This is a genomic window from Flavobacterium sp. LK-23 (assembly GCF_058135255.1).
Genome location: NZ_JBYUVT010000003.1, coordinates 335,179 through 352,549 on the forward strand (window position 1 = coordinate 335,179; position 17,371 = coordinate 352,549).

20 protein-coding genes are annotated in these 17,371 nt (G+C 32.8%); 4 read left to right on the forward strand and 16 right to left on the reverse strand.

Annotated features, from left to right (window positions below; all coding sequences use genetic code 11):
* Positions 1–200: 200 nt before the first annotated feature.
* The 3 genes from bshC to AC3Y25_RS07075 all read left to right on the forward strand — a co-directional run bounded on the left by bshC (position 201) and on the right by AC3Y25_RS07075 (position 3,835).
* On the forward strand, positions 201–1,790 hold the full coding sequence (gene bshC, locus AC3Y25_RS07065) for a bacillithiol biosynthesis cysteine-adding enzyme BshC (RefSeq protein ID WP_489902241.1): 1,590 nt from the start codon (positions 201–203) through the stop codon (positions 1,788–1,790).
* Between the two features lie 123 nt (positions 1,791–1,913).
* Positions 1,914–3,185: an acyltransferase family protein gene (locus AC3Y25_RS07070; protein WP_489902242.1), complete on the forward strand. Its 1,272-nt coding sequence runs from the start codon at positions 1,914–1,916 to the stop codon at positions 3,183–3,185.
* 230 nt (positions 3,186–3,415) lie between these two features.
* Entirely contained in the window at positions 3,416–3,835 is a 420-nt protein-coding gene (locus tag AC3Y25_RS07075; RefSeq protein WP_012026941.1) for a nucleoside-diphosphate kinase, read from the forward strand.
* A 72-nt stretch (positions 3,836–3,907) separates the two neighbouring features.
* On the opposite strand, the gene AC3Y25_RS07080 is transcribed toward AC3Y25_RS07075, so the two are convergent.
* From AC3Y25_RS07080 to AC3Y25_RS07155, 16 genes are all read right to left on the reverse strand, one after another.
* Positions 3,908–4,627 carry a hypothetical protein gene (locus tag AC3Y25_RS07080; protein ID WP_489902243.1) on the reverse strand — a complete coding sequence of 240 codons (720 nt, stop codon included), beginning with the start codon at positions 4,625–4,627 and terminating at the stop codon, positions 3,908–3,910.
* A gap of 139 nt (positions 4,628–4,766) precedes the next feature.
* Positions 4,767–5,063, reverse strand: coding sequence for a DciA family protein (locus tag AC3Y25_RS07085; protein WP_095931056.1), 297 nt, complete (start codon positions 5,061–5,063; stop codon positions 4,767–4,769).
* Entirely contained in the window at positions 5,044–5,484 is a 441-nt protein-coding gene (locus tag AC3Y25_RS07090) for a lipocalin-like domain-containing protein (RefSeq protein WP_320492327.1), read from the reverse strand. Before AC3Y25_RS07090 ends, AC3Y25_RS07085 begins: the two co-directional genes overlap by 20 nt.
* A 314-nt stretch (positions 5,485–5,798) precedes the next feature.
* Positions 5,799–5,963, reverse strand: coding sequence for a hypothetical protein (locus AC3Y25_RS07095; protein ID WP_427874945.1), 165 nt, complete (start codon positions 5,961–5,963; stop codon positions 5,799–5,801).
* Positions 5,964–5,969: 6 nt separating this feature from the next.
* Positions 5,970–6,923 carry a signal recognition particle-docking protein FtsY gene (gene ftsY, locus AC3Y25_RS07100; protein ID WP_489902244.1) on the reverse strand — a complete coding sequence of 318 codons (954 nt, stop codon included), beginning with the start codon at positions 6,921–6,923 and terminating at the stop codon, positions 5,970–5,972.
* A 189-nt stretch (positions 6,924–7,112) separates the two neighbouring features.
* Positions 7,113–7,265: a DUF4295 domain-containing protein gene (locus AC3Y25_RS07105; protein ID WP_008468081.1), complete on the reverse strand. Its 153-nt coding sequence runs from the start codon at positions 7,263–7,265 to the stop codon at positions 7,113–7,115.
* Between the two features lie 75 nt (positions 7,266–7,340).
* Positions 7,341–7,523 carry a 50S ribosomal protein L33 gene (gene rpmG, locus AC3Y25_RS07110; RefSeq protein WP_011963553.1) on the reverse strand — a complete coding sequence of 61 codons (183 nt, stop codon included), beginning with the start codon at positions 7,521–7,523 and terminating at the stop codon, positions 7,341–7,343.
* Between the two features lie 27 nt (positions 7,524–7,550).
* Positions 7,551–7,787 carry a 50S ribosomal protein L28 gene (rpmB, locus tag AC3Y25_RS07115; protein WP_008468080.1) on the reverse strand — a complete coding sequence of 79 codons (237 nt, stop codon included), beginning with the start codon at positions 7,785–7,787 and terminating at the stop codon, positions 7,551–7,553.
* Between the two features lie 71 nt (positions 7,788–7,858).
* Positions 7,859–9,112: a CinA family nicotinamide mononucleotide deamidase-related protein gene (locus tag AC3Y25_RS07120; protein ID WP_489902245.1), complete on the reverse strand. Its 1,254-nt coding sequence runs from the start codon at positions 9,110–9,112 to the stop codon at positions 7,859–7,861.
* Positions 9,113–9,290: 178 nt separating this feature from the next.
* A complete protein-coding gene (locus AC3Y25_RS07125) occupies positions 9,291–9,635 on the reverse strand; it encodes an Hpt domain-containing protein (protein WP_008468078.1) in 345 nt (114 codons plus the stop codon).
* Positions 9,635–10,246 carry a fumarylacetoacetate hydrolase family protein gene (locus AC3Y25_RS07130; protein ID WP_489902246.1) on the reverse strand — a complete coding sequence of 204 codons (612 nt, stop codon included), beginning with the start codon at positions 10,244–10,246 and terminating at the stop codon, positions 9,635–9,637. The genes AC3Y25_RS07125 and AC3Y25_RS07130 overlap by 1 nt, the downstream gene beginning before the upstream one ends.
* Positions 10,247–10,333: 87 nt before the next feature.
* Positions 10,334–11,104 carry a 3'-5' exonuclease gene (locus AC3Y25_RS07135; protein WP_095931062.1) on the reverse strand — a complete coding sequence of 257 codons (771 nt, stop codon included), beginning with the start codon at positions 11,102–11,104 and terminating at the stop codon, positions 10,334–10,336.
* A 219-nt stretch (positions 11,105–11,323) separates the two neighbouring features.
* Positions 11,324–12,682, reverse strand: a complete 1,359-nt coding sequence (locus AC3Y25_RS07140) for a dihydrolipoamide acetyltransferase family protein (protein ID WP_489902247.1) — start codon at positions 12,680–12,682, stop codon at positions 11,324–11,326.
* Positions 12,683–12,766: 84 nt separating this feature from the next.
* Entirely contained in the window at positions 12,767–13,930 is a 1,164-nt protein-coding gene (locus AC3Y25_RS07145) for a glycosyltransferase family 2 protein (protein WP_489902248.1), read from the reverse strand.
* A 31-nt stretch (positions 13,931–13,961) separates the two neighbouring features.
* Entirely contained in the window at positions 13,962–15,143 is a 1,182-nt protein-coding gene (locus tag AC3Y25_RS07150) for a BamA/TamA family outer membrane protein (RefSeq protein WP_489902249.1), read from the reverse strand.
* 179 nt (positions 15,144–15,322) lie between these two features.
* Entirely contained in the window at positions 15,323–16,513 is a 1,191-nt protein-coding gene (locus tag AC3Y25_RS07155) for a DUF5009 domain-containing protein (RefSeq protein WP_489902250.1), read from the reverse strand.
* Positions 16,514–16,625: 112 nt separating this feature from the next.
* Between AC3Y25_RS07155 and AC3Y25_RS07160 the strand changes: the two genes are divergently transcribed.
* On the forward strand, positions 16,626–17,363 hold the full coding sequence (locus AC3Y25_RS07160; RefSeq protein ID WP_427874950.1) for a tyrosine-protein phosphatase: 738 nt from the start codon (positions 16,626–16,628) through the stop codon (positions 17,361–17,363).
* Positions 17,364–17,371 lie beyond the last annotated feature (8 nt).

A 17,371-nucleotide genomic window follows, 5' to 3' on the forward strand; every position in this document is an offset into this window, starting at 1 on the left:
TTAGTTTTAAAACATCATACGTTTTTTAACAAATATGATGTTTTTTCCATTTTAAAAACATGAATTTTACTTCAATTTAAAAACTTGATTTAAGGTACTTTAAAACAAAAATTAAAAATCAAATCTTAAGCATTCGTTAAAAGCGTTTTTAACTGTATATTTTCATTAAATTTACAGCTGTCAAAAATAAATTTAAAATTATGCCTACCGACTGTATCAGCTTTCAATCTTCTGGATATTTCTCTAAATTAATGCAAGATTACTTAGATCAGAAACCAGAGTTAAAACCGCTGTACAACCATTTTCCAAGCCTAGAAAATTTTGAAAAACAAATAGCTGAAAAATCAGCCAATTTTGATCATAACAATAGAACTGCATTGGTTGAAACGCTGGAAAAACAATATCAAAATATTGTAATTTCGGAATCCACTCAACATAATATTGCGCTTTTAAAACTCGAAAATACATTTACCATTACAACCGGACATCAGCTAAATCTATTTAGCGGACCGTTATATTTTTTATATAAAATCATCTCTACGATTAATTTAACTAAAGAATTAAAATCGAAATATCCTTCATACAATTTTGTTCCAGTTTATTGGATGGCGACTGAAGATCACGATTTTGAAGAAATTAATTATTTTAATTTTAAAGGAAAAAAAATCCGTTGGAATGCAGAAAGTACCGGTCCCGTTGGAAGGCTTTCAACTGAAGGCTTAGAAAATTTGTTTGAAATTTACTCTCAAGAATTAGGTTCAAGCACCAATGCAAACGCACTTAAGAAGCTTTTTGAAAATGCGTATTTAAAACACGAAAATCTAGCCGATGCAACTCGCTTTTTGGCCAATGCGCTTTTTTCAAGCTATGGCTTAGTAATTATAGATGCAGACGACACCAATTTAAAACGTGCTTTTATTCCGTTTGTAAAAGAAGAATTAGAAAATCAGACTTCATTTAAAGCCGTTCAAAAATCAATTGAAGCACTTTCTGCCTATACTGTTCAAGTAAATCCTCGTGAAATAAATTTATTTTACATTGAAGATAAACTGCGAGAAAGAATCATTTTTGAAAATGATAAATACCTGGTTAACAACACTAGAATTTCATTTTCGAAAGAAGAAATTCTAAAACTATTAGAAAGCAATCCTGAAAAATTCAGTCCCAATGTAATTATGCGTCCGCTATATCAGGAAATTATTCTTCCTAATCTTTGCTACATTGGCGGAGGCGGGGAAATTGCTTATTGGTTAGAATTAAAAGCTTTCTTTGAGGCAGCAAACATTACTTTCCCAATATTATTAGTTCGAAATTCAGTTCTTTTAGCAACCGAAAAACAAGTTAAAAAAGCCGATAATTTAAATTTAACTTGGAAAGATTTATTCAGTAAATCAGAGAATTTAGTCAATGAAATTACGCATAAACTTTCTCCGTTTCCAATAGATTTAACTCCTCAAAAAGAAGCGCTTGAAAAACAGTTTGCTTATCTTTTTGAATTGGCCGAAAAGACCGATAAATCTTTTTCTGGAGCAGTTAAAGCTCAAGAAGTAAAACAAAAGAAAGGTTTAGAAAATCTAGAAAAACGTTTGTTAAAAGCACAAAAAAGAAAACTAGCCGATCAATTGGAGCGTGTAACCGATTTGCAATGCGAATTATTTCCAAACAACAGCCTTCAAGAGCGCCAAGCCAATTTTTCTGAATTTTATTTAGAAAAAGGAGAACAATTGATTCCGCTTTTAATTCAGAAATTAAAACCTTTAGAACATAATTTTGACATCATAATAATCTAAAATAATTATCTTTAGAAATTAAAAAGTACAGATTTAGAAACAAATAACCAGCACATTTTCTAAACCTGTACTCTCTCAAACCAAATAGAATTATATTTTATAACCTATTAACTAACTAACCTAATGGTAAGAGAACGATTAATTTCGCTTGATGTCTTTCGCGGACTGACAATTCTATTAATGACTATTGTAAACAATCCAGGTGATTGGGGAAATGTTTATCCTCCGCTTTTACACGCGCACTGGAATGGCTGTACACCAACCGATCTTGTATTCCCGTTTTTTATTTTTATAATGGGAGTTGCTGTACCGCTTGCAATGCCAGAGAAAAAGTATGACGAAACAACATTTAACAAAATCCTGATTCGTTCTTTAAGAATGTTCTGTTTGGGGATTTTCTTTAATTTTTTCGGAAAAATTCAGCTTTTTGGATTAGAAGGAATTCCGCTTCTAATTGGAAGATTGGTTATTACTTTTGCGGTTGGTTATGCTTTGATGGGAAGTTTTAGCACGCGTCTAAAAAATATCTTTGCATTTGGCATATTGGCTATTTATCTCATTTTAGCCTACGGCGGATTTGAAAATTATCAAGATGTTCGACTTCCTGGAGTTTTACAGCGTATTGCAGTAGTCTATTTTGTCGTTTCGCTTTTATATTTAAAGACATCTCGAAAAACTCAAATTATTACGGGAGCAATTTTACTTCTAGGGTATTGGGCGGTTATGACTTTAATTCCTGTTCCTGGTTTTGGAGAAGCAAATTTAGAGAGAGGCACTAATTTAGCCGCTTGGGTTGACAGCATTTTCTTGAAAGGACATATGTACCATGAAACCAATACTTGGGATCCAGAAGGAATCCTAAGTACTTTGCCATCAATTGTAAACGGCATTATTGGTTTATTCATCGGACAAATTCTACTGCTTAATGTAACTAAAATCCAAAAAGCCCAAAGAATGGGAATGATCGGCACTGCGTTAATTTTTTTCGGTTTAATCTGGGATTTAGTTTTTCCAATAAACAAATCAATCTGGACAAGCAGTTACGTTTTATATACAACAGGATTGGCAACAATTTGTCTTACAGCTCTATATTATATAATTGACATAAAAGAATTCAAAAAAGGCTTTAAACTATTTGTCATTTGGGGAGTAAACCCAATGATTGTTTTCTTTGCTTCACAGATTATTCCTCAAGCTTTGGTACTCATTCGTTTTCAACATCCATCGCTTGCTGGCGAACAAATTAACCTCTTAGATTATCTATACCGTTTCGGAATTGCACCATTTTTCAGCAATCCAATGACTGCTTCTTTGGCAGGCGCATTAACATACGTTGCAATCTGGACATTTATTTTGTGGGTATTCTACAGAAACAAATTAATCTTTAAAGTCTAATTTTTACACGATATATAGACAGAAACACAATTGTAGAGACGCACAGCAGTGCGTCTTTTTTCATTAAATATTTACTTTGTGCTAAATGCACTGCAGTGCATCTCTACATAATGACTCAAAAAAAACCTATTCTTGGTTAAAACATTATTCTACTATGTTTTAATTACGAATTAATTAAAATCAATTCATAAAAAAAGTATACTTTTGCACAAAATTTAATAAAATATAAAATGGCAACAAATAGAACTTTTACAATGATTAAACCAGATGCTGTTGCAAACGGACACATCGGGAATATCTTAGCAATGATTACTAATGGTGGTTTCAAAATCGTTTCATTAAAATTAACTCAATTAACTGTAGCAGATGCAAAAGCATTTTACGCAGTTCACGCAGAAAGACCTTTCTACGGAGAATTAGTTGAATTCATGTCTCGTGGACCAATTGTTGCTGCTATTTTAGAAAAAGACAACGCAGTAGAAGATTTCAGAACTTTAATTGGAGCTACAAATCCAGCTGAAGCTGCTGAAGGGACTATTCGTAAAGCATACGCTACTTCAATTGGAGAAAATGCAGTTCACGGATCTGACAGCGACGAAAACGCTGCTATCGAAAGCGCATTCCACTTTGCAGGAAGAGAGCAATTCTAATAAGAATTACAAATCAAACAAAAAAACCCGCTTCCAAATTGAAGCGGGTTTTTTATTCTTATTACGAACTGATCATAGAGTATTAGCAGTCTTTTTTACCATTTTCTCGATTCTTCCATCCAAATCTTTCAAAAGCTCATCTAATGCACTCTCACACATTGGTAATACTTTATCAAAAGATAAAACAGGAATACCTCCTACAATTGTTCCAGTTTTCTTAGATGTTGCTCCTTCATTGAAAGCAAATAATTTTTTTCCATTTTTGTCATACAAAGCAATTCTTGCATAAGCTTTCATTTTAATAGTTCCTGTTCCACCCACAGCAAATCCTTTTACTACAGCAAAATGAATTTCAGTAAACAAAACACCATCAGCATTATCTTTAAACATAGTCGCTGTTGCTACTTCGTTTGCAGAACCATTTATTCCTTCATAAATATATTTGTATCCAGGATAGTTGATAATATATTTTCCAGCATCTCCTTCTTTATCAAAATGAGGAACGTAATCAATATATTCTTGTTTTTGAGTTACCTCCGTCTCAGGAATTAAATCAAATGGGATTTTTTTAGAATAATCATTGAAAAATGCATTATGATACTTCTCCAAAATTGGCAATAAATTAAAATTCGGATTACTTCCTAAATCTGTCACTGCAGCCAGACCATTTAAACCAAGCTCAGAAAGATCTATTGTTTTATCTGTATAAAAAGAGACAACAGCAACTTTTTTCTTTTGTGCAGAGCTAGTAAAAGCAAATAATACGGTTAAAATAAGTAAAATTTTTTTCATTGTTTTTTTAATTGTTTTTGGGTTACTAAAAGATGCTACTTACAAAAAATAACGCTCAAATGTATCGCAAAAAAAAACACTTCACAATAGAAGTGTTAATTATTTTTAAAGTTAATCTTGTTAAAAAAAACTAATGAAATCAGCGTAAAACTACATCCTTCACTACCTCACGTCCCAATTCTTCATTAATCATTTTAACAATTTTATATTTTCCATGAGTTAATTCTTCGCGCAGAACAGACGAACCTAATTCTACATAAAGTGTACTACCTTTCAGTACAACATTTCGAGTATAAGTATTGACCCCGCTCCCCATAAGATTTTTCCAAGCGTCACGAACATCAATTTGATCCATACCTGGCTGTAATTTATTCACTTGAATAATTTGCTGTAATACAGCACTAATAGTACTTTCGTTATTTAGTCTTTTCGCCATCGTTTAATAAATTTACTGGTCCAGCTTTTTTATAATGATATTCAATTTTTTGTGGATTTTTAACCACTAATTTGTCATCAGAGAGCGAAATAATTTCCTCGCTCCATTTTGCATAATCCGTTTTATAATCTAAGAAAACTTGTTCTCCAGTAAAACGAACCGAAACATTCTCAAAAGTGTCTGTTGTCAAGAATGTACCATCAAATTGTGGCATCACTTTCGTTCGAACTCCTTTATTGTTTTTAATTTGAAAAAAATCAAAAGTCTCGTTCATTTTATATTCCTTCTCCTCGCCTTTCTCAAAAACCACTTTTTCAATTTCCCAATAACCATTTAATTTGGCGAGGTCTGCAGGTTTTATTTCCTGTTTACAGCTCACAAATAAAAGTGAACAAAACAAAACTATAAAAGTGTTTTTCATAAATAAAAATATTAAAATTTATTCTTTTTTAATCTGAATGAAGTCGAAGAATTAGAAGCTATTTCCTGCTGTCCGCTGTATCTTTTGCGCCGAACCCCGGCACAAAAGGATGCCGCTCCCATCAGGGCTAGGACTCCCGTTTTCAAAAGAGAATTTCTCAGACTACAAAGATAACCTTATAATCATCAAAAGAAATAAAAATCGAAAACACATTCAACTATTTTTCAAAACAGCCATTACCAATAAAAAAGAGTCTTTAAATAGAAACGCCTAAACGAATCCTATTTAAAGACTCAATAAATTTTCAATTATATTTATCGATTAGAACGTATTCTTTTAAGAACTCCCAAAAAGAATAAAACAATTCCTAGAACTAGTAAAATATAATATATCGAAAGATTTTTATCTTTTAAAACATTTGCCAGAACAAAAGATATTACACTAGCAAAATAAAAAGTTAAAGCTGATATATTTTTCATTGTAAATTATTTAAAGAAACTGTCAACGAATTCATATTTATTGAAGACTTGCAAATCTTCAATTCCTTCACCAACACCAATATATTTCACAGGAATTTGAAATTGATCTGAAATTCCAATTACCACTCCACCTTTTGCTGTTCCATCCAATTTTGTAACAGCTAATGAAGTAACCTCTGTAGCTGCCGTAAATTGTTTAGCTTGTTCAAAAGCATTTTGACCTGTAGAGCCATCCAAGACCAAAAGCACATCATGAGGCGCATCAGCAACCACTTTCTGCATTACACGTTTTACTTTTGTCAACTCGTTCATTAAGTTGATTTTATTATGAAGACGTCCAGCTGTGTCGATAATTACAATATCAGCATTTTGAGCAACTGCAGATTGTAAAGTATCAAAAGCTACAGAAGCAGGATCGCTTCCCATTTGCTGTCTTACAATAGGCACATTTACACGATCTGCCCAAACCTGCAATTGATCGATCGCAGCAGCACGAAATGTATCTGCAGCACCTAAAACAACATTATGACCCGCTTTTTTAAATTGATAAGCCAATTTACCAATTGTTGTAGTTTTTCCAACTCCATTTACTCCAACAACCATTAAAACGTAAGGCTTTTTATCTTTCGGAATTTCAAATTCTGTTGCCTCACCTGTATTAGTTTCAGATAATAAAGCACCAATTTCATCACGAAGAATTTGATTCAATTCTTCTGTTCCTAGATATTTATCTTCAGCAACACGCTTTTCAATTCTTGTAATAATTTTCAAAGTAGTATCTACCCCAACATCAGAAGCCACAAGAACTTCCTCCAGATTATCTAAAACATCATCATCAACTTTAGATTTCCCTGCAACGGCTTTACTTAACTTCGAGAAAAAAGTAGTTTTCGTTTTTTCAAGACCTTTGTCTAAAGTCTCTTTTTTTTCGGTAGAGAATAATTTTTTAAAAAAACTCATTTTTTTGTAGATTATTTAGATTTACTAGATTTCTTGATTTTCACGCAAGAAATCAAAATCTTTAAAGAAAGCGCAATTGTTTTCCCAAAAAAGGCCAATTGTTACGATTCTTTAAATTTTTAGACAAATATAGGTAATAAAAAAGCTACTTCCGAAAGAAAGTAGCTTTTCTATATAATGTAATTGTAATTATTTCTTTTTCAAGAACTCATCAACTTCTTCAGGAGCCATAATAGATTCTACGAATGTATATGCACCAGTTTTAGGAGATTTTACCATTTTGATGGCTTTTGATAATCTCTTAGAAGATGTTTGTAACGATGCTACGGTTTTCTTTGCCATGATTCAAATGTTATTTGAAATTCATTAAATCTTCAAATGAAAAACCATTTGAGATTTAATCAAAATCTCTAATTATTACTTAATTTCTTTGTGAACAGTTACTCTTTTTAAAACTGGATTAAATTTTTTAATCTCTAATCTGTCTGGAGTATTTTTTTTGTTCTTAGTTGTAATATATCTAGAAGTTCCTGCAACACCAGAAGCTTTGTGTTCAGTACATTCTAAAATTACTTGGATTCTATTACCTTTCTTTGCCATCTTGCTATATATTTATTTAGGAAAAGATTATTTGATAAATCCTTCTGACTGTGCTTTTTTCAAAACAGCAGTGATTCCATTTTTATTAATTGTTTTTATCGTAGATGCTGCTACTCTAAGAGTAATCCATCTATCTTCTTCTGGAAGATAAAAACGCTTTTTAACTAAGTTTACAGAAAACTTTCTCTTAGTTTTGTTCATAGCGTGAGAAACGTTATTTCCTACCATCGCTCTTTTACCTGTAAGGTCACAAACTCTTGACATTATACTTATCTTTTATCGTTATTCAAAATCAGGGTGCAAAGAAAAGAAAAATAAACCATTGTAGCAAAAAATTATTGCACAAATTTTAAAATTTCTTTCTGTAATATTTCCAAACTCTTGACAGACGCCCTATCTATCACTTTTTCACGAGGTTGTCCGAAGTTAAATTCCTCGACAATTACCCCGTCTGGTGTTGCCAAAGCAATAAAAACAGTGCCTATTTCAGCATCAGAATCGCCTTTTGATGGACCTGCATTGCCCGTCGTTGCTATCGCATAGTCGGTTTTCAGCAAATCTTTAACACTCAAAGCCATAGCCGATGCAACCTCAGCACTAACTACCGAAAATTGATCAATTAAATTTTTCGGTATTCCCAAAACATTTATTTTGACTTCTGTCGCATAAGAAACAACACTTCCTTTAAAATAGCTTGACGAACCTGGAACAGCTGACAATAATGATGCAATTCTCCCACCTGTGCAACTTTCTACTGTTGAGATGGTTTTATTTTGCTTCAAAAGCAGCTTACCAATTACTGTTTCAATTGTTTCATTCTCTTCGTAACCTACAATTATATCGTGAATGATGGCATCCAAGGACTGCACATTATTTTCTATCGCTTCTTCTAATTCCTCCTTATTAGTCCCGCGAGCAGTTAAACGCAGACGAACTCGCCCTGGATTGGGCAAATAAGCCAGTTTTATAAATTCAGGAAGGTTGTTTTCCCATTGCTCAATACGTTCCGCAACTAAACTTTCTCCTTGCCCATACGTCAAAATGGTTTTATGAATAATGTAAGGACGTTTGTATTCGCGGACAATTTTAGGAATTATTTCTTCTTCTACCAGATATTTCATTTCGTACGGAACTCCCGGAAGCGAAATAAATACGGTATTTTCTTTCTTCATCCACATTCCTGGCGCAGTTCCAACTTTATTATGCAAAACAGTACAGGTTGACGGAACAAGAGCTTGATCTTTGTTCAATTGAGAAATGGGTCTTTTATAAAACCCTTCAATTAATTCCGTCACATGCGCCAAAACTTTTTGATCTACAATTAATTCATCATCAAAGTATTCACAGAAAGTTTTCTTTGTTACATCATCCTTGGTCGGCCCTAATCCGCCTGTCACAATCACAACATCTACTTTGTTTTGTAGTTGCGCAAAAGTGCCTAAAATATGTTTTTTGTCATCGCTTATTGATAGCATTTCTGCCACCTCAACTCCAATTCTATCGAGTGATTTGGCAATAAAAGCTGAATTTGTATCTACGATTTGACCAATTAAGATTTCATCTCCAATAGTAATAATTGCTGCTTTCATAATCAGTGAAATATTTGTGTCGCTTAAATAAATAAGCTAATAATTTATAAGTAGAAAATTAAATTTTGTCTAAGAGGAAGGTATTAACGGCTTTTACAAACTATAAGCCCGTTTACAAAATTTAAAAAATGTTTTGACTTATTCCTTTTATAAAAACAGGAATAAGTCAAATTTTATATTAAAGATCAAAATCTTTTTTAATTTCTTTAATCGCTTCTTTTACTTGTACTTTAATACTTTTAAAAGTTTCGATAATATCTTTTTTCTTGCCTTCAGCTTTTGTCCAAGCTTCTACCTGCAAAATTTCTTCAAAAGCCACATTTAACCCCATCAAATCAAGTGTAGGCTTTATTTTATGAGCATAGGAATAGGCGTATTTATGATCCTTCTTTTTTATTCCTTCTTTAATTTGTTTTAAATCTTCTGGAACTTCTGTAACAAATAAGGTTAAAATTTGATTTACAAATTCAGGATCGTTATCTGAAAGCGCATATACTTTCGAAAGGTTGTACTTTAAAGCCATTATTTTACTTGTATTCTGAATAATTTTTTATCTTCTAAAAAGCCTTCTAAAACATAATTTGGTTTTACAGCCGCAACACCTGCAGGCGTTCCTGTAAAAATAATATCTCCAATTTTTAAGGTAAAAAACTGAGACACGTGAGAAATCAATTCATCGATCTTCCAAAGCATCATACTTGAGTTTCCTTTTTGAACTGTTTCCGAATTGCTTCTTAATTCAAAATTAAGATTTTCCATAGAAACAAAATCAGTTTTTGGCAAAAAATCTCCAATAACTGCAGAACCGTCAAAGGCCTTGGCTTTTTCCCACGGAAGTCCTTTTTCTTTCAATTTACTTTGCAGATCTCGCGCTGTAAAATCTATTCCCACACTTATTTCATCATAATATTTATGAGCAAATTTTGGCTCAATATATTTCCCGACCTTATTAATCTTTACGATTATTTCGACTTCATGATGAACATCTTCAGAAAACTCTGGAATAACAAAAGGATGCTGTTTCAACAAAACCGCTGAATCTGGCTTCATAAAAACAACCGGCTCGCTTGGGCGTTCGTTTTTCAACTCTTCTATATGATTGGCATAATTCCTGCCGACACAGATAATTTTCATTCTTTTTTAAGTTACTGAGATACTGAGATGCTAAGATACTAAGAATCTAAAAAACTTAGAATCTCAGAATCTTAGCATCTTAGAAACTTATTTAGTATTTAATTTTCTTAATTTAATTGCTGTCAAAACTTTTTTGGTGTACAACGGAAAATCAGCATTTTGAATCCAGCTGAAATACCCTGGTTCTGTTTCTAGAACCTTCTCCACTTTAGCACCTTTATGTTTTCCAAAAGTAAAAATTTCTTCGTCATCTTTATCAAAAGCAATCATTCCTGCAAAATCGGCGATTTTTTTACGTGTCGTAAATTCAGACAAAGATTTCATGTCGTTCTCTAATTCTGGATAACGATCTAATTGTGCTTTCAAGATTTCGTATGTTGCCATTGTATCTGCTTCTGCCGAATGCGCATTGTCTAAACTTTTTCCACAATAAAATTTCAAAGCAGCACTTAAAGTACGCTCTTCCATTTTATGAAAAATAGTCTGCACATCTACAGAAACTTTGTTTTTCATATCAAAATCAACTCCTGCGCGAAGTAATTCTTCTGCTAACAGCGGAATATCGAAACGATCTGAATTAAATCCGCCAAGATCACTGTCTTTTATCATATTATGAATATGCGGAGCAAGTTCTGCAAAAGTGGGTTCATTGGCAACTTTTTCGTCTGTTATACCATGAACTGCAGTTGTTTGTGGAGGAATTGGAATTGTTGGATTAACCAACCAGGTTTTACTTTCTTTGTTTCCGTTTGGAAAAACTTTGAATATTGAAATTTCTACGATTCTATCTTTACCGATATCAATTCCCGTTGTTTCGAGATCAAAAAAGCAAATTGGCTTGTTAAGTTTTAATTCCATTTCTAATTTTTATAAGTTTACAAATGTAATTTTTAAAGCGGAATATCTCTCTTTATTCTGATTTTTTTTGTCGAAAAATGCTTTCAATTACTCAATTTTAACTTTTCAAAAACAAGCTTTTAATAAGTCTGCGTAGTACTGCTTAATTCTTTTCTTACAAAACAAAAAATCCGACAAGTTTTAAACCTATCGGATTTTGAATTTATTTATACTTTATTTTTAGAAATCTCTATCTACATCAAAAGCTTCTAAATATTCTGCTACTCGTTTCACAAAACTTCCTCCTAATGCACCATCTACGACTCTATGATCGTAAGAGTGCGATAAGAACATTTTCTGACGAATTCCGATAAAGTCACCTTCTGGAGTTTCAATAACCGCAGGCACTTTGCGAATAGCACCAAGCGCTAGAATTCCAACTTGAGGCTGATTGATAATTGGCGTTCCAAAAACGCTTCCAAAAGTACCAACATTGGTTACCGTGTAAGTTCCGCCTTGAGTATCGTCTGGTTTTAGTTTTCCAGCTTTTGCACGGTTTCCTAAATCGTTAACCGCTTTTGCCATTCCAACAAGATTTAACTGATCTGCATTTTTAATTACAGGAACAATTAAATTTCCGTTTGGCAATGCTGCTGCCATTCCTAAATTGATATTTTTCTTTTTAATGATATAATCTCCGTCAACAGAAATATTCATTCCTGGGAAATCTTTTAAAGCTTTTGCAACTGCTTCCATCATAATTGGAGTAAAAGTCAGTTTCTCGCCTTCTCTTTTTTCGAAAGCTGCTTTTACTTTATCTCTCCATTTTACAATATTCGTTACATCTACTTCAATGAAAGATTGTACGTGAGCCGAAGTCTGAACCGATGCTACCATGTAACCAGAAATCAGTTTACGCATTCTGTCCATCTCAACAATTTCGTCACCACCATTTACAGAAACTGGTACTGCCTGCTGGCTTTTTTGAACAACTGGCTCAACTGCCTTTGGAGCTTCAGCTTTTGGAGTTTCTACAACAACTTTTGGAGCAACTTCAACTGTTTGCGGAGCTTGAATAGAACCCGATTTACGAGCTTCTACATATTTTAGAATATCCTCTTTAGTCACACGTCCATCTTTTCCAGAACCTGGAATGTTTTCAAGTTCGTTTAAAGAAAGACCTTCTTCTTTTGCAATATTTTTTACTAATGGAGAAAAGAATTTATCTGATCCTGAGAAATCTTGAGAAGTTACCGTTTCTTTAACCGATTCGATTGTTTTTTCGATTTCTGCAGCTTCTGCAGGAGCGGCAGTTTCTTGAACTGTATTTGCAGCTTCTGGAGTTGCTGTTTCTCCGCCTTCAGTTTCAATAATAGCAATAGTCTGCCCTACCTGCACTAAATCATCTTTACCAAACAATTGCTCAACTAAAATTCCTGATACTTCACTAGGCACTTCGCTGTCAACTTTATCTGTTGCAATTTCGAGTACAGCTTCATCAGCCTCAATTTTGTCTCCAACTTCTTTCAACCAATTTGTAATAGTTGCTTCAGCGACACTTTCTCCCATTTTAGGAAGCTTTAATTCAAATCTTGCCATATTGTTAATCTAAAAGATGTTTTTGATTTTCAGATTGCGAAATTAATGAATATTTTAAACATAAATTTCATTTAATATAATTTTTTACTCGATTTTTATAATTTGCCCTCTGTCATTTCTGGAATTACTTCCAATAATAAAATGGGTATTTTTAGGCAAAACTTTAAAAGTAATACTCTTATCTTTAATAGTTTCTATGATTTCGATACATTTTTTGAATGAAATGTACTGATTATCCAAAATTATTTCGACGTTTTTTCCCTTAAAAATCAGGCACGAATTTACCATTTTTTCTTTCGGGATTTTTAAAAACTGGACTTTATTTTTTAAAATTAGGGTTATTTTGTGAGACAAATCTTCGTTTAAAGAATAAAAAACATGCAATTCTGGATTTGGTTTTATTCTTGTTTTGCCTTGAAACATTTTTACAAAAGAGAAAAACAAAGTTCCGATTTGGATGAAGAAACTAAAAAACAGTGATTTCTTAAAATGCTTCTGATAAAAGAAATTCATAGCTTCCTGAAAACGTTTCATATATTTTTCGTCTTTTATGGTGCTTTCTCCTTTATAGTGCAAAACTGTAGTTTCGTGAAAGTAAAAATTTGCCTTTTGTTTTTGCAATGCTCTATACGATAAATCGATATCATCAGCATACATGAAACAATCTTCATCAAAACCTTTTAGATCTTCATAAAGCTCTTTTTTCAAAAGCATAAAAGCGCCAACAAGAATATCTACTTCCCCCGTTTTATTTTCATCTAAATGCTGTGCGTAATATTGATTGAAGAGTTTGGATTTGGGAAAAACTTTATACAATCCGAAAATTTTGGTGAAAGCAACCCAAGGCGAAGGAATTCCGCGTTTACTTTCTGGAAGAAACTCCCCTGTTCCATCAATTAATTTACAGCCAACAATTCCGAGATTTTTTTGCCTTTCGGCGAAAGCCAAAATCTTCGTAAAAGTATCTTCCGCAACAACGGTATCTGGGTTTAAAATGCAAATGTACTTTCCTTTCGCTTGACGAACACCAATATTATTACCTTTTGGGAATCCAAAATTTTCTTTGTTTTCGATCAGTTTTACGTCTGGAAATTTTTCTTTCATCATCAAAACACTTTCGTCTGATGAATTATTATCAATCACAATAATTTCTGCATCGATTTCGGCAATTGCCTCCTGAACACTTAAAATGCATTGTTCTAGAAAGTAACGCACATTATAATTTAAAATGACAACCGATAACTGCATGAAAAATTGAATCTGTAGATTTTGTCCGAAGTTAGAAATTTTCTGATAACCCCAAACGCAGTGACCAATCGTTTTTACTAATTCCGTAATCTAATGCCAAATTACTGCCATTACGTTTATTCCATTTAATACGAATTCCGGTTCCAACCGCAGGATTCCATTTTTTAAATTGATAGGTATCTAACTTAGAAACCGAAGAAATATTAGTAAAAAAAACAGCACCAAAAAATCCGTTTCGGCTTATGTCGGTTCTGTATTCGGTTTCAAAATAAATAAGGGCATTGCTTCGGTATCTATTTTTAGTAAATCCTCGTCCTGTTTTGCCTTCACGATCCCAACCAATACTTGGTAAATCTAAGTAATGGGGTTTTCCGCCAAACGTTGACCAGTAAAAAGCTCTTGAAGCCCAAACCCGATGTTTAGTTTTACTGAAAGAATGATATTTTCGAGCATCAAAATACAAAGATTGCCATTTGTCTCCTTCGACACCGCTAGTATTTATTCTAAAATCGGCTTCGACATACAAACCTTTTTCGGGATTAATAATGTTTTCCCTCGAATCGTAAAGTCCTTGCAAGGCAAAACCAAACGAAGTCTCATCAGAATAATCGCCATTCATATATTGGTAATAATCGGTTTCTCCATCTATATAAGATTCTTCCGAAATATTATTATAATTATCTAAAAGAAAGCCAACTCCTAAACGATAATTTCCAATAACCTGTCTGGTAATAAACTGATAAAAACGCCATTGCTGGTAATCGAGCGTTGACATTTCTTTATCTGAATTGTCTTCGCCCAAACCGTAAGTATCTTGGGGATAAATCATGTATCGATAATCTCCAATAAGACTCCATTTATTATCTTTTGAATAGATGTAAGGCTGGATTGGAAATACAAATTGCTTATTAAAACTAAAATAAGGCGAAAAAGTAACCTGAGACATTCTGGTTGTTTTGGGATCTCCTAAATAAAATGTAGTCAGAAAAGAAACCACCAAACCTGTACTGGAATTAACGCCAACTGGAACTGGCAATAAGGAAAAAGCCAGTTTTTTATTTCTTTCTGGGCGAATGGTGTCTTGCTTATCAAAAACTCGATGTATAACATCCAAAATATCTCGTGTACCCACATTTGTGCTATCATTTTGAGCTTGACAAAACGATCCGATTAAAAATAAAACTACAATGCATTTATTTTTTAAACCATTCACACACAATATTTTAAAAACACTCTCTTACAAATTTAGAATTTTATTAAGAATATCAATCATTTTTCTATACTAATCTGAATTACATATCAATAAGGTACCAGTTGTGTGTAAGGAGGCTCGCATCCAAGAGTTTCAGGTTTCAAGTTTCAGGTTTCAAGTTTTATGCAGAACTTGAAACATTAAAGATGTAGCTGAATCTTATATCGATTCAAGATTTTCATAACATAAAGCATAATGACAGAAAATACTAGAGACCAAATAATTCCAGGAACTCCTTCTCTAAAATATCCGGGAATAATATGGAGATTAAACGCTTTACAGAAATAATAAATCACACCTGGCAAAATATAAATCAATAACGGATTTGCCGCTGCAGGCATAAAAAATTCACTCCATTTGGTTTGTTTTTTAACTTCCATCAGCCAATACAAGAAATAGAACAACACGGTGCATATTGCTGCCGAAAACATCGTCCACGATGGTGTTCCTTTAATTTTTGAAATTCCAAAATAAGGACGAAGCAAAATAGCCGTTATCGTAAATAGCCCAACAAAACCAATTACAGGCCAGTTGATTTTGGAACTAATTTTTCGATCAAAAAACAATAACGAAACTATTATTCCAGCTGAAGCTAAAGAAGCATGTGTTAAATGTCCCGCTATAAAACTTAACCAAGAAGTATTTTGTACAAAAGAGTTTTCAGTTAGATTAAGCGAATTCATTGCAACAGAAAAAACTAAAAATGCAATCATTGCCCATAAATTTCCAGAAACTAGCCAATAATAAACTACTGTAAAAAGGTACGCCCAACCGATTAATCCGAGTATTCCCCACCATTTTGGAGTCATTCCTCGATCTCCGGTTTCTTGAACATATAAAAAATACAGTGCTATTAGAACTAAAATCCCTCCGTATTGAAGTATATTTTTTAACCAAAGAGGAAAATCTTTTGGATATTTATTCCAAATCGGAATTGGCATCGCATAGGCTAAAAGCCCCCAAAACGCAGGTGCGATTATCATTTTAGAAGCGTCGTAGCCATATTCGGCATTGACCATAAAAACGCCAATTACAATAAGAGCAATGGCTCTTTTAAGAGTATGCGTCCAAATTGTTTTCGGGCTGTCACCTTTTATCAATCTGGCATTAAAAGCAAACGGAATAGACATTCCAACAATGAATAAAAAAGCAGGGAAAACTAAATCAACAAAAGTCATTGCATCGGCATCTGCAGGCATATGTTTTAACCATTGTGGCACGTTTTGAATGCTCGCAAGCTCATTTACAAAAATCATTACAAAAATGGTAATTCCACGCAAAGCATCAATAGAAATAATACGCTGATTAAACAAATTCTCTTTTATTTTCATAATTTTTTACTTTTTTACTAAAAATCAAATATAACATAAATCTAAAATGTCTTGTTACAAATTCTAGATTAATTTTGCAACACAATGAATTGAGCTATACCTTTTTTATACTATGTTATCATTTTTTAAATCGAAACCTCTTTTACGAGATCTGCTGGGCGGTAACTTTGTAGATATTCACTCTCACCTGTTACCAGGAATTGATGATGGCGCAAAAACTATTGATAATACTAAAATGCTCATTAAATCTTTACAGGAATTGGGAGTCTCTCAATTTATTACTACTCCACATATTAGCCACTATCTTTGGGATAACTCTCCTTCGACTATTATCAATTCTTGTCTAGAAACTAAACAGATTATAACAAAGGAAAATATAAATGCTCCTCTTAAAGCAGCTGCAGAATATTTCATGGACGACTGGTTTGAGAATCACTTTAAAAATGAAAAGCTTTTAACTTTAAAAGACAATTACGTATTGGTAGAAATGTCTTACATGAATGCTCCAATACAACTTTATAAAACACTTTTTGACTTACAAGTAGCAGGATATATTCCTGTTCTGGCTCACCCTGAAAGATATTTATTTTATCATAAAAACTTTAATGAATACGATAAATTAAAAAAAGCGGGATGCAGATTTCAGCTAAACTTACTTTCAGTTGTTGGCTATTATGGAAGTGAAATTAACAAAATAGCCGAACAGATTCTCAAAAAAGGAATGTATGATTTTACAGGAACTGATGTACATCACAATAAGCATGTTAAATCTTTTGAGCAGAAGGTAAATATTAGCGATGTTTCCATTTTGAAAGAAGTAATTGCAAATAATTCCTTTTTCAAATTTTAAAAAAATCT